Source organism: Nostoc sp. MS1 (genome assembly GCF_019976755.1).
Taxonomy (GTDB): Bacteria; Cyanobacteriota; Cyanobacteriia; order Cyanobacteriales; family Nostocaceae; genus Trichormus.
The window spans coordinates 832,704-846,784 of sequence record NZ_AP023441.1; the positions used below are offsets into that span (position 1 = coordinate 832,704).

The window sequence follows — 14,081 nt, forward strand, 5'->3', positions numbered from 1 at the left end:
GTACATCACGATGTGGCGATAGGTTATGTTCCTATTTGGGGGTATGGCAGGAGGAGGGAGATGAGGGAGACAAGGGAGAAAATACTTCCTTACTCACTCCCAACTCAGAACTCAAGATTGATCATCTATTTTCTGGCATTAGCAAATAGTGCTGCTGCATTTGTTGAACCTACATAACGCCAATGCCAAGGCTCAAAACTTACTCCTTGGGGATTATTTGCTGGGAAAGACAACTCAAAGCCAAATTGACGAGCATGAACAGTTAACCAACGATAAGCTTCTGTTTTTTCAAATGCCAAAGTCAAATCCTGTTTGGGCAGTTTTCCATCTGCTACATCTACAGCAAAACCTGTATGATGTTCGCTATGTCCAGGAGGTGCGCTGATTTTAGCTGCTTTTTCAACAGAACCAAGGCGTTTAATTTGGTTGTCAAATAATTTTTGTTGTTGTTCTATGGTGCGGAAACCAGAAACAGGAATTATCCATACACCTTCTTCTCTAGCAGCATAAATCATCTTCATCAATGCTTGAGCCGCTTCTGGATGAAGTGATTCAAATCTTTGTTCTGTTCCCGTAGCGTAGCTACCGACAATTATCATTTGATTGACATCAGCTTGTGCGTAACTCAAGTGACCATAACTAGGCTGGTTGTTGAGTGGTCTTTGATTGTTAGCTGGTGATAGTTTGTCTATACTAATTGGTTGAGAGTTAGTGGTGATACTAACACTTGGTAATTGTGGTGAAATAGGCTGGGAATTAGAAGTAATTACAGTGGGTGTAGGAGGATTTGTAGTGGGTTGTACCGCAGGATTCGGACTTGATGATCGAATTAGCATAGCTCCAGAAACTACAATAATAAATGAAACTACTGCGGCAATCCCCATCATACGGAGAAGATAGGAATTTTTACTGTTTCTTCTCATAATTAATATATTTAGTCTGTAAAATTAGTTTTGGAAGCTATCTTCCATTTGTTATCTACAAGTTGCAAATTATAGCGAACTACCCTAGTTTTAAAATCTGTCTGGCTAGGAACAACGTTTCCATTTTTATCATAAAGTGTTCTATCTTCAGTTACCTTGACTGTAATTGCTGCTTGGTTAGCATTGGCGGAAAATTCATCTACACTATCAATTCTTTGCAGACCATATTTATAGTAATGACCATCATTTTTTAGAGAATTAATCGAACCATCTGCTCCGGCAATATTTTCATATTCTTCGCCTGTGGTTAATTCATTAGCTGGTTGCGGGTCGTATGGCGGAGCAAACATTACTCGCTTGGCAATTAACCATTTATTAATTAGTTCTTTTGCGTCTTCTTGGGTAATTGTTGTTTCTTCAACCGCAGTCTTTGTAGGAGTAATTACAGGGGTATTTTCCTGCTGTTTAGGAGAATTAGAAACAATTGGTTCGGAAGAATTACTTACTGATGGGGTGGGTGAAGGTTGAATATTATTGGGAGTATTTGTTGAAGAATTTGGTTCGGTTTGACTAGAATTTGCTTGGGTATTTGAACTTGGTAGAGTTGATGCAGATGGTGTTGGTGAAGGAGTAGATTGGGTAACAGTTGTTGTAGAATCTTGTGGCTGAGATAACTGTCCTCTAATTAACCACAAACCACTAACAACAAATGTACCAATAACACTACCTATAATCACTGCTTTTTGCCAATCCCTCATTCCTTGCTTGGGTTGAGTTGGGGGTTGAGAATAGCTGTGCTGATGTGGTACTGGTGCTGGTGGTTGGGTGACAACAGTAGGTTGTTGCGGTGGTACGGGTGCGGGTGGTTGAGAAACTACTGTAGGAGTCGCTACAGGAATTGTTGGGGGAATTGGTGTAGCACTATGCTGTAAGGACTCTAACATTTCTTTGGCGCTGGCGAAGCGATCGCGTGCGTGTGAGGCGATCGCTTTATCTAAAAAAGTTGCGAAACTGGGAGTTACGCTTAAAGCATACTGTCGCCACAATAAATCCCCTGTAGCCGGATCGATTTCTAGTTGCTGCGGAAATTTTCCAGTCAACAGATAAATTGCTGTTAGTCCCAAACTATAGATATCACTAGAAAATACTGGTCTTCCTGCCAATTGTTCACTCGGCATAAATCCTGGTGTACCAATTACAATTGATCTGTCAGAGTTACCAGAAGCAGTCATTACTGTTCCCATTGTCTCTTTGACTGCACCAAAGTCAATTAACACAGGTTTACCATCACTGTGGCGAATCAAAATATTGTCCGGCTTGATATCTCTATGAACTATCCGCTTACTGTGGACGTAATCAAGAATCGGTAGAATACTGATGATAATTTCTTTGACAGAAGCTTCACTCAACAATCCTTGTTGTAACTTCTGTTGTAGAGTTTCGCCTTCGATATATTCTTGGATTAAGAAAAACTCGTCATTTTCTACAAAGTAGGCGTATAGCTTAGGTATCTGATTACATCCATCACCTAATTCTTCTAAAATTGCTGCTTCCCGCCGAAACCGTTCTTGTACCAACTGATAAATCTGCGGGTTATTAGCCACAGGTTTGAGCTTTTTAATTAAGCACCTGCGTCCTGATGGCATTTGTGTATCTTCTGCCAAAAATGTTTCGCCAAATCCACCAGCAGCTAAGACGCGAATGACTCGGTAGCGATTGTTTAATACAGTTGGTGTTTGCATTCCGTTCACACCGGATTAATTGATTTCTTCGGATGATTGATTATATACTTCATTGCAGAGTATTTATATTTCGCATATTTGTTAGTAAATATTTATATTTATCACAAAAATATATTTAAGTAGCTTGCCAAAAAGTCAATAAATATTTACAAAATGAAAATTTAATGAATATTAATAAAACTAGTAACAAAATTAATCCTTATTTAATTTTAGAAAAACAAGGTAGTACAGTTAACTTTGAACTAGAACAACCACAGCATAGAATTGGACGCGATCGCACTATTGCGGATCTACTTGTGCCAGAGGAATGGCAAGTAGTAGGGCGATGTCACGCTATCCTGAAAAAAGATGGGCAAGACTACCGTATTTATGATGGCGATGGAACAAAACCTAGCACCAATGGGTTATATATCAATCAAATTCGTATCACTCCTGATTCTGGTTATTCCCTTAAGGATGGGACAGAAATTCGCATTGGTCAAAATCCCCAAAACCAAGTTTTATTGAAATACCATAATCCAGGTGCAAAGGTAGCAAATACTACAGGGAAACCACAGAATATTACCTTAAAAAATCGCTCAGTTTTGCTAGGACGCGACCACGACGCTACCCTCACCTTAGATGCACCAACGGTTTCTCGTCGCCATGCCACAATTGATACAGACCCTCAAGGACGCTACATTCTCCGCGACTATAGTACCAATGGAGTCTTCGTCAATGGTAAACGAGTCAACACTTCTGTAGTATTACAGTCGGGTGCGATGATTCGTATTGGGCCATTTACCTTGGTTTTGCGTGGCGATGAATTGCAAATTCTCGATCAAGGTAATCAAATTCGCTTAGATGCTTGCGACTTAGTTATTCAAGACAAAGACAAGCGGCGTTTAGATGATATCTCTCTAGCCATTGAACCAGGACAGTTTGTGGCTTTGGTGGGTGGTAGCGGTGCTGGGAAGTCAACCTTAATGCGGACATTATTAGGAATTGAGCAAACAACCGCAGGTGTAGTGTATTTGAATGGGGAAAATCTGCGGAAGAATTTTCACCTCTACCGCACCAATATTGGTTATGTACCCCAAGACGATATTATTCATCCAGAACTAAAAGTGGCTGAAGTGCTTACCTACGCCGCCAAGCTACGACTACCACCAGATACTGATGTGGCTAAGGTAGTGGAAAAGACTTTACAAGATGTGGAAATGTCGCATCGTCGTCATGCCAAGGTATCACAACTGAGTGGCGGACAACGTAAGCGGGTAAGCATAGGGGTAGAATTACTAGCCGATCCTAAGTTATTTTTCTTGGATGAACCGACATCAGGACTTGATCCGGGGTTGGATAAAAAGATGATGCAGTTGTTACGGAAATTAGCCGACCAAGGAAGAACGGTGATTTTAGTGACACACGCAACAGCTAATATTAAATTGTGCGATCGCGTGGTATTTTTAGGACAAGGTGGCAGGTTATGTTATTTCGGTCCTCCCCAGGAATGCTTACAGTTCTTTGGCGTTAGAGAAGACTTTGCAGATATTTACAATCAACTAGAAAAGCCAGAAAATGTTATTGACCAAGCCACCAAATTTCATAAATCAGATGATTATCGCCGTTATATTGAAAATCACCTGAGTCGTGGCAACCCAACATCACCATTACATACTTCTTCTCAACAAAAGCATCGGGTTTCTTGGTGGAAACAGTTTAGTATTTTGACCCAACGTTATTTTCAAATTCAAAAGCGAGACATCATTAACCTAGCCTTAGCACTGTTAACTGCACCAATCGGTATTAGTTTAATGACACTCGCTATTAGAAATAAAAACCCATTAATTCTAGGAAATGAACCAGATGCTAGTTTAGCTCCATTAGCTTTACGGGTATTATTTGTTTTCACCTGCGCCGCCTTGTGGGTAGGTCTTTCCAGTTCCTTACAAGAAATTGTCAAAGAATCAGCAATATATCTCCGAGAACGGCTGGTGAACTTGAGTTTATTTGCTTATCTGACTTCCAAAGTTGCTATTCTTTCTACCCTAGCGGTATTACAAACATTATTAATAACAACTATCATTGTGCTTGCTTTTAAATCCCCACAACCAGAACTTATTTCTTGGCAAATAGGTTTGGCAATTACTACATTTCTCACTCTTTTTACTAGCATTAATCTCGGTTTACTTGTTTCCACATTTGTAAAAAATAGTAGTCAAGCAAATAGTTCTCTGCCATTACTTTTACTACCACAAATCATATTTTCTGGCGTTCTATTTAAAATGGAGGGTGCAGGCCGGATAGTTTCTTGGTTAATGCTCAGTCGTTGGTCAGTAGGAGCTTACGGCGCTTTAGTCAATATCAATTCTCTAGTTCCTGAACCGATTAAATTACCAGATGGTAGCACCGTACCCCAACCATTTGAGCCAACACCAATTTATGATGCCACATGGTCTAATTTAGGTTTAAATTGGGGATTTTTATGTTTGCATAGCATTATTTATTTAACGTTGACATTTTGTTTACAAAAACGCAAAGATATTTTTTGATAACCAATCAGCTAATTAATTACGATATGGTTGGTTTAGTTGGTAATGGGTAATCGGTAATAGGTAATAGAAAATCCGAAATGATATAACTTGCTTTTGCATAGCAAAACTACGAATTACGAATTACGAATTACGAATTACGAATCACGAATTATTTAGCTCCACTCACAACCCATCTATTATTTTCTCCATCCCATAATAAGGAGAAACGCACAGAACTAGGCGTTTGTTTGCCATTTTTCAAAAAATATCGCAACTTAGCGTTAACTGTGGCTGTGTCTGCATTAGCTTCTTCTGTCGTTACTTGTTCAACCTCTACATTTTCCACTTGTCCACCCCACCAGTCGAGGTAAGAAAGATAACCATTCGGGTGCAGTCGGCGATTATTTTGAAAGCTGGGGGTTAGTAAATTCCACGCCGCACTATATTCACCCCGGTTAATAGTTGCATAATAGTTCTGTACCGCCGCGTCTGGTGAAGGTCGATTGACTTCTGGTTGGTTTGTTGCTTCTGGTTGGCTTGCATTAGGGGTTTCTTGTGGTGTGGTTTCCTGGGGAACTGATGTATTAGGTTCTGTATTGCTTGAAGATGGCGACTCTGTGGGTGTGGCTGAGGGTGTTAAATTTATAGGAAATGGCACACTTGTTGGTCGTGTGGGGTTTTGGCTGACATCTCTGTTTGTGGTTGTGTCAGGTGTGGTAGTTGGTGAAGCACTGGGTGATGGTTCCGCAGTTGGGGTTGTGGTGCTGGCTGTAGTTTCGGTAGGCGTAGATGTTGACTGAGTTACTTGTTCATTTGGTCTTGTGAGGGCAAAACCAAGGACAACAGAAGCACCAATTAAACCACCAGCAATTAAACTACCAAGGAGGACACCTTTATTACCGTTGTGGCGATTTACAGGTTGGGGTGTGGGTGCACTGTAGCGGGAAAGTTAACCACGCCTAATTGCAAGGCTTCTAACATTTCTCTAGCGGTAGCAAAACGTTCTCGCGGATGGTAGGCGATCGCGCGGTCAATCACACCTGCTAAAGTAGGACTTATGCTCAAGGCGTATCTATGCCAGACAATTTCACCAGTACGGGGGTCGGTTTCTAATTCCTGCGGCTGTTTCCCCGTCAGCAAATAAATTGCTGTCATCCCTAAACTATACAAATCACTTGAATAAACTGGTCTTCCAGCTGCTTGTTCGCTCGGCATATAGCCGGGTGTACCAATGACAATCGAGCTGGTAGGATTACCTTGAGAATTAACAACTGTTCCCATTGATTCCCGTACTGCACCAAAATCAATCAATACAGGTTTACCGTCACGATGACGCAGAATAATATTGTCTGGTTTGATGTCGCGGTGAATGATGCGTTTTGAGTGGACGTATTCGAGAACAGGTAATAAATTGACTAAGATTTCTTTTACAGCACTTTCGCTAAATATCCCTTGCTGCTGGACTTTGGCTGTGAGTGTATCGCCTTCTACCCATTCTTGCACTACATAAAATTGGGTATTCGATTGAAAATAAGCATACAGAGTAGGGATTTGGTCTATATGACTACCCAAATCTTCTAAAATTGCGGCTTCTCGTTGAAAACGCTCTTGTACTAGCTGGTATACTTGTGGATTATTATGAATCGGTCTTAGCAATTTGACTACACAGCGACGGTTAGAAGGCATTTGGCTATCTTCAGCTAAGAAAGTTTCGCCAAAACCACCACTACCCAAAGTCCGAATCACCCGATAACGATTGTCAAGCAGCGTTTCCATAAATTAGCACAGAGCAGAACAAGTAATAATTGTTATATAGTTTAGTTTTATCTGTTGTCAGTAATTACTTCAAAAATATTATTTAAAATAATTTGAGCCTTTTTTCAGCAGTTAACTAAATCAGCATTATTTCATTATTAATTCACTACACATTTATGGAAATTGATTACGTAAATTCCCCCTAGTTATATAATTATTAGTACAGCAATTAATTCTGTATGCGTGCTTTCATCGCTTTGGTTTGTAGCTGTTTTAACTTTTGTTGGGCTTCTTCTTTGGTTTTGACTGTAGCCAGATAGATTAATGTGCTGTTGCGTGATAGATAAGCATCACGGACTACTTGGCGTGCCTCAGTTAAGGAGTTAGGGTTTTGATTGTCTATAACTATATGATATAGCCCATCTGCTGAGGGAGTTATTTCCTTATTAGACAAGGACAAGTCATTACCTGCGGTAGTTTTGTCTATATTCAACGAGTCTGTAAAGTATCGACGGTTATACCGATTTTGATATGCCGCAATATAATCTACATTCTGCTGCTCTAATTTTGTTAATAATTCTATTGGAAATTCTTTAGGCGAATAAATTGGTTTATACCAAGGTTGATTATTAAAATAGTCTTGTAAACCCTGGTTATCAAAACGGCGACCGTGGCGAGCAAAAATACTATTTCGCATAATATCTAAGGTGTAACCGTCTTTACCAATTAAATCTGCATCAGTTACACTCCTTTCAGAAAGCCAGAAATAATTATTATCCGTTGTATTTATATCTGTTGATGGGGAATTAACAAAAGGAGTAGGAGCAGAATCAATATTTTGCGTGTCAGATGCAGAGGGAACAACAGGTGTTGGGGTTACTGGAGGTTGTGAAACGATATTTGTGGGAGAGGGTGTAGTTACTGGCGTTGACGTAACTGGTGTCTGAGTTACAGATTTTACCGACTCACTAGTGTTTTTCTCGGCTATTGGTTGGGATGGTCTTGTAAAAATAAATCCCACAATTACCGATACACCAATTAACCCACCTGCAATTAGACTACCAAAGAGGATGCCTTTCTGATTATTGCCGGAAACCTCTACTTTGGGAGCTATGGGAAGCGTTGGTGTTGGTGGTTTAGCTACTACTGGTGGAGGTGCAAAATAAGGTTGTGTGGGTGGAATAGGATTACTCTGACTCTGTAAATCATCTAACATTGCTCTAGCTGTCGAATAGCGATCGCGGGGATGATAGGCGATCGCTCGATCAAGTACACTAGCTAAAACCGGACTAATATGACTGGCGTAGTCTCGCCACATAATTTCACCTGTTTGGGAGTCTGTTTCTAATTGTTGTGGCTGTCTCCCAGTTAAGAGATAAATTGCTGTTAGACCTAAACTATATAAATCACTCGAATAAACTGGTCTTCCGGCTGCTTGTTCGCTCGGCATATATCCGGGTGTACCAATTACAATTGAACTGGTAACATTACCTTGAGAATTGACAACTGTTCCCATCGACTCGCGTACCGCACCAAAATCGATTAGTACAGCTTTGCCGTCACGATGACGCAGAATAATATTGTCTGGTTTAATATCACGGTGAACAATCCGCTTAGAATGGACATATTCCAACACTGGTAACAAATTTACTAAAATCTCTTGCACAGCAGTTTCCGACAATAACCCCTGCTGTTGTAATTTAGCTGTGAGTGTATCCCCCTCAACCCATTCTTGCACTAAATAAAATTGACCATCTGCGACAAAATAAGCGTACAATGCGGGAATTTGGTCAGTTGCACCGCCTAACTCTTCTAAAATCGCTGCTTCCCGTTGAAACCTTTCTTGGACTATCTGGTAAATCTGCGGGTTATTTTGTATTGGTCGTAGCTGTTTTACCACACACCGCCGCTTAGAAGGCATATAAGTATCTTCAGCCAGATAGGTTTCTCCAAACCCACCAGCACCCAATGTGCGGATAACTTGATAGCGATCATTCAACAGCTGTATTGTCATAACAGGCTTAAAAGACTAGCTAGTCTAATATAGCTGTTGTCATTAGTCATTAGTCCATAGTCAACAGTCCATAGTTATTAATTTTCATCTCTTGTTTCCTGTTCCCCTCCTGGGAGGGGTTAGGGGTGGGTTACTCCCTCATATCCCCACAGCAAATATTATTTCAAATCTAGTAAACCTTCTTCTTTTAATTTCGGATTAAACCGCAATTGAGTTTTTAATCCGCGTAATTCTAAAGTTTCTAAAATATCTGTTTCTACTCGTCGAGCTACATTTTTGATAATTTTAGTTTGTGTGAGTTCATCATTGGTAGGTTTGTGATAATTTGCCTGTTCTTCATCTGTCATGAAGGTTTTCACATCTACAGGCTGCGTCCATTTCTCTTTGTCTTCTCCATTCCCCGCCGGCGTATCAACATTTTCAGCTATCCAAGCCTTTTCAATATTTTCCAAAACTGTACGGCTAGGACGTTCAATAGTTTGTACTTTCACCCAATAGCATTGTTGTGGCTGTCGTACTAAATGCTGTCTCAAACTCAGGTAAACATCACGAGAATAGCCAACAAATTGCAGGGATTTTTCTTGATTAAAAACTGCATATACTCCAATCTTCCCCTGATAAATTTCAGGTAATTGGCCATTTTCATCAATATAAGGAATATATTCAATATTAGCTAAATTAGTAATATTAATTTCGGTAGTCATAAAATAGTGTGTCTTTGCTAAGAACTACGAGGACGTTGAGGAGTATCTAAACCATATAGAAATAAGTGGATAATTTCCAACGGTGACATTGGAGGACTAGGAACCATGAAATCATCACTACCAGGATGTAGATGAAATCTCATCTCTCTGCCTTCATTGTTATGTTCAGGAAGATTCAAGTCAAATCTTAAGAATTGTATTGGTTTCTCATCTAAAAACCGGATTTCACAAGTAAATCCAATAATCTCAGCAGGTTTATAATTTTCGTCAACTAGAATTGCAAAATCAAACCAACATCCATCAATTATTTCAAAATGAGGAATAGTTTTATCACGGTGAAAATTTCGCTCTCCTCCAGTAATTTCAATAATTCCTTTACTTGGCGGGGTGATTTTTAGAAGCTTATGAATTTGATACAGTTCCGTTCTAAGACGACCCTCATCTTGTGCTGTGTTTAAACATTTGAAAATTTCAGTTCGCAATGCTTTAGCGCTTTTTACTTGGAAGGGAGCAGTATTAGATAAACGTTCTTGCACCTGGTAACAGATTTGCTCCCAATTATTTTTATTGCTCAATTAAATCCCCCCGTTCAAGAAGGACAAGCCATTCAGCATATTCAGGATCAAGTGGCAGAGTTTGCGCTTCAGCCATTTCAATTACTTGAGTGTCAGTTAAACCTGACCATTCTCGCAGACTTTCTAATCTTGCTTGACGTTCTTTAATGCTGAGTAATTCTGTGTCTTTTAAGAAATTAAATACTCTAAAACCAAGCCAACTAGCAATATTAGGAGCATAAGAAAACATGGCTTTTGCTGATTCTGGAGATAGAACCAAAACTACTCCACGTTTTCTCATCAGTTTGCTTCTCTGACAATCCAATTGAAACCATTGATGATTATCCCACGATTCAAAAGTACCAAGAATTAAATAATCTTCATTTTTATTAACTATTTGCTCTACTAAATCATTAGCAAAAATCTTGCCGGAAATGCAGCCTACTTCACATTCTGCAAAAATAGTAAGTGAGTCATTTAAATCATCGACTAATTGCTGATAATCTGGTTGAGGAAAAATAATTGCCGACCAAGTATTTCCTTCTGGTTGTGAAGCAACTCGCTGTAGAAACTCATCAATAGAAACTGATTTGCTCATGAAACTATAGATTTATCGGCGTTATTTTCAATTACTGTCCGAATAGCCGGATGAACGCTGTGGCGTAATTTAGGATATCTATACTCTAGAATTATGCGTCTTACTAATAAACGTAAATCTTCATTAGTTCTAGGGATAAAATTTTCTGTATTCATAGTCTGTTCAATAATTTTTAATTCATTATCAGAAATTCCTAATAGCTGTTGTCTACTAAAAGAATCAACTGCACTTAAAACATGATTTGCTATTACATTATCGTTACCTGATAAATATGCTTCTTCGATTGATATTTGGATCAGATTAATAAAGTCACGTAAGACACCACCAGAAAAATGAATAAGTGCTTTAATAGCTGATGCTTCTATAAAATTTTCAGATGAACGATTATGAATAATTTTTTCAAAAAATTTATAAGCATTTGCATCATTATCTACATCAAAAAAGGGCTGATAATAAAAGTAATCTAAGGTCTTCTCTATTTTTTCTCGATAATCAATATAAATTGCCGTTAAAGGCCCTACTAATACTAGACCAATTCCCATAGATGATATTGCTTTTGCATCTGAAGACACAATTCGTATAAATGTTTCAGTATCATCCAGTCTATCCAATCCATCAAATATAAAAACGATATTTCCATATTTTAAGGATGCAGCTTTAGCTAAATCACGTACTGCGTTTACTAAATATATATTTATTCCATAACCCTGTGATTTCTTAGGAAGAATACCTTCTATTTTGATTGAAGATGGATAGACATCAATATTATAATCATAGCATTCATAACCATATGCTAAGTCACGAATTAACTTAATATTGGCTAAGATACTTTTATCTTTACTATCTTGCATAAGTTTTGCAAGTTCCAGACCAACAATCGCAGTCAGAACGCCAATAGATATTTTAGATATATCTGTGTATAAGCTGATATCAATATAAATAGCATGAATATCTTCTATTTCATTAATTTTTTGACAAGCAACTAATAATTGAGTTGTTTTGCCAGAACCAATACCTCCTATCAAAAGATGGGAAGAAAAGGGACGTAAAGCTACTCTCGCAGAGATATCATCTACAAGTAAATTTACTGGCGCTTGTACATAATAACCACTTTCAATAGCTTTTGATGGCTCTGCTGCTCCTTCAAAAGCCGCCATTCTTTTTCTAAAAAGCTGGAGTCGATTGGACATATCATCTAAACTCTCGGTTGGTAAAGTTTGACCTAGTATTTACAGTCACTTAAATATATTGAATTATGATTGTAAATCTAGATAAATTCTAATTGTTAATTACAAGTTTTAAAACCTGCCATTCCCCTGAATAATATGCTTGAGGGTAGTCAGAGTTTCTAAGCTAATAAATCCTCTACGATGTCCTTTTTGATTGGACATTCCTAAAAAGACTGAATCACCCCGTGATGGGTTACGGGAGAAGCGGGGAGAGGTGTTGATATAGGTGGCGGCGCTGTTAACTCCTAAAGCAAATTGGCGACTTTCTTGATAGGATTCAGTGGCGATCGCATCAGCATGACCGCTACTGTATCGATTTATCCAGGCGATCGCATTCTCTAAGCTATCTACCAGTTTAAATGCTACTGTCTTAGTTAAATACGGGTTGCCCCATTCGTTATCTTTGGCTAGTTGCAATTGGGGAAAGGCTTCTACTAATTCTGCATCACCTCTAATCTCGAAACCTTTTTCTTTGAGGCTATTCCACAATACTGCTAACGATGAAGGCATGGCTTGGCGATGAATTAACACCTTTTCGATGGCGTTGACGGGATCTGGTTCACTTTCATGGCTATCAAGGATCATCCAACGCACTATTTCTAAGCTGCTATTTAACGACCAATACAGATAACAGTTACCCATCGCTGACTTTAACACCGGACAAGTAGCCTGACGCACTACCTGCTGTATCAAACTAGAACGTCCGTAGGGAATGACTAAGTTGATATATTGGTCTTGGGTAATTAAATCGCGCAGAGAACCGCCGTGTTCTGTGGTTACTAGTTCCACACAGCCGGCTGGTAGTCCAACTTCGACAATGGCGTTTTGCAATGCTTCAGCGATCGCCGCGTTGGAATGACTCGCTTCTGTACTACCCTTAAGGATGATACTATTGCCAGTTTTAATACACAACCCGGCGGCGATCGCCCCTAAATCGGGAAAGGCTTCATAAATAAAGGCAATTACTCCCAATGGCATTAATTGGGAATAACTTTGAGAGTCTTCTGGTTGATAGTCGGCGTTTCTCACCCGTCGTAATGGGTCAGATATTTCTCCTAACCTTTGGAGAATTTCTACTGTTGTCTCCAACCTACTGGGAGTTAGCTTTAACCAATCTAAAATCAACTCTGGCACAGCCATTTCCCGGCTTGCTTCTAGATCCAAGGTATTTGCTTCTAAGATGTCATCAAATGCCTGTTCTAGTGCTTGTGCCATCGCCAGAACAGCGCGACTACGGTCTATCCCCTTAGTAGTGCCTAACTTCAGGGAGGCGTGAAAAGCACGCTTGGCGCTTTTCATGGGTTCGGGACAATCATCTACGGCTGCAATGGTCATTTAATTATCGTCTGTAAGTAAGCCAGACCATGAGTGCCGGCAAAAGAACCAACAATAGCGCCACCATTGCCCAAGCGATGAGACTAGAACCATTGGCCATTCGCAGTGCTAATGGTAGCCATATAATCACTAGCACGAAAATACTGCCCAAGGCTATAGGTAAGTATCTTTCTCCCAATTTCGAGTGGACGAGGTTCCAACTACTGCCATTCCAGCGCCAAGCGCGTTTGTAGGGATATGTGCTAGAAAGTTCTTCTAACACATGACCATTATCTTCTACTACAAAGATGCGCTGACAGCGATCGCAACCAAAAGCTTCTGTCAGCGTAATCGGCACTAATTTGCCTCGACGACGGCAAGGACAAGGATATTCACTATTTAAGTCGATTTTTTCGGGTTTTTTAGATTGCACAAGCGTTTTTAGCAATTAAAAATATAAAAATTTTTTTGGGCATTTGGGAACTTAGCACTCATAACTTTTCCAGTTAATTGGGAATGTATGAGCGTGCAGATAAAAACCAAGTGAATTGCTTGTTTAACAATTTCTGTATTTTCATATCTAAAATTACAAAAATAATGTATTGATATCTGATTAGTTATTGATGGTGCAAGCATAGAGGGTACATTTTTAGCTTACGTGGCGGACTCTCCCAAGACAACCCATTTGAGATGTATTTATTCTAAAAAAACAGGTTTGAGTAACACTTAACAGGG

Annotated in this window: 10 protein-coding genes and 1 pseudogene; 1 reads left to right on the forward strand and 10 read right to left on the reverse strand. The window is 39.4% G+C overall.

Features of this window, described 5'->3' with window-relative positions:
* Positions 1-125: 125 nt before the first annotated feature.
* Together NSMS1_RS03630 and NSMS1_RS03635 are read right to left on the reverse strand one after the other, a co-directional pair.
* Complete coding sequence (locus tag NSMS1_RS03630; protein ID WP_224091140.1) at positions 126-836, reverse strand: D-alanyl-D-alanine carboxypeptidase family protein; 711 nt, start codon at positions 834-836, stop codon at positions 126-128.
* Positions 837-934: 98 nt separating this feature from the next.
* Positions 935-2,665, reverse strand: a complete 1,731-nt coding sequence (locus tag NSMS1_RS03635) for a protein kinase domain-containing protein (protein WP_224091148.1) — start codon at positions 2,663-2,665, stop codon at positions 935-937.
* 164 nt (positions 2,666-2,829) lie between these two features.
* Between NSMS1_RS03635 and NSMS1_RS03640 the strand changes: the two genes are divergently transcribed.
* Positions 2,830-5,196, forward strand: a complete 2,367-nt coding sequence (locus NSMS1_RS03640; protein ID WP_224091149.1) for an ATP-binding cassette domain-containing protein — start codon at positions 2,830-2,832, stop codon at positions 5,194-5,196.
* Positions 5,197-5,347: 151 nt separating this feature from the next.
* Here NSMS1_RS03640 and NSMS1_RS03645 read toward each other — a convergent pair.
* The 8 genes and pseudogenes from NSMS1_RS03645 to NSMS1_RS03680 form a co-directional block, all read right to left on the reverse strand.
* Positions 5,348-6,954: pseudogene (locus NSMS1_RS03645) on the reverse strand (protein kinase domain-containing protein).
* A 208-nt stretch (positions 6,955-7,162) separates the two neighbouring features.
* Positions 7,163-8,947, reverse strand: a complete 1,785-nt coding sequence (locus NSMS1_RS03650; protein WP_411908659.1) for a protein kinase domain-containing protein — start codon at positions 8,945-8,947, stop codon at positions 7,163-7,165.
* Between the two features lie 158 nt (positions 8,948-9,105).
* Positions 9,106-9,651, reverse strand: coding sequence for a GIY-YIG nuclease family protein (locus NSMS1_RS03655; protein ID WP_224091153.1), 546 nt, complete (start codon positions 9,649-9,651; stop codon positions 9,106-9,108).
* Positions 9,652-9,668: 17 nt separating this feature from the next.
* Entirely contained in the window at positions 9,669-10,187 is a 519-nt protein-coding gene (locus NSMS1_RS03660) for a hypothetical protein (protein ID WP_224091155.1), read from the reverse strand.
* Positions 10,188-10,215: 28 nt separating this feature from the next.
* Entirely contained in the window at positions 10,216-10,803 is a 588-nt protein-coding gene (locus tag NSMS1_RS03665; protein ID WP_224091158.1) for a hypothetical protein, read from the reverse strand.
* Positions 10,800-11,960: a hypothetical protein gene (locus NSMS1_RS03670; RefSeq protein WP_224091160.1), complete on the reverse strand. Its 1,161-nt coding sequence runs from the start codon at positions 11,958-11,960 to the stop codon at positions 10,800-10,802. The genes NSMS1_RS03665 and NSMS1_RS03670 overlap by 4 nt, the downstream gene beginning before the upstream one ends.
* A gap of 141 nt (positions 11,961-12,101) precedes the next feature.
* Entirely contained in the window at positions 12,102-13,367 is a 1,266-nt protein-coding gene (locus NSMS1_RS03675; protein WP_224091162.1) for a glutamate-5-semialdehyde dehydrogenase, read from the reverse strand.
* 4 nt (positions 13,368-13,371) lie between these two features.
* A complete protein-coding gene (locus tag NSMS1_RS03680; RefSeq protein ID WP_224091164.1) occupies positions 13,372-13,779 on the reverse strand; it encodes a hypothetical protein in 408 nt (135 codons plus the stop codon).
* Positions 13,780-14,081: the final 302 nt, after the last annotated feature.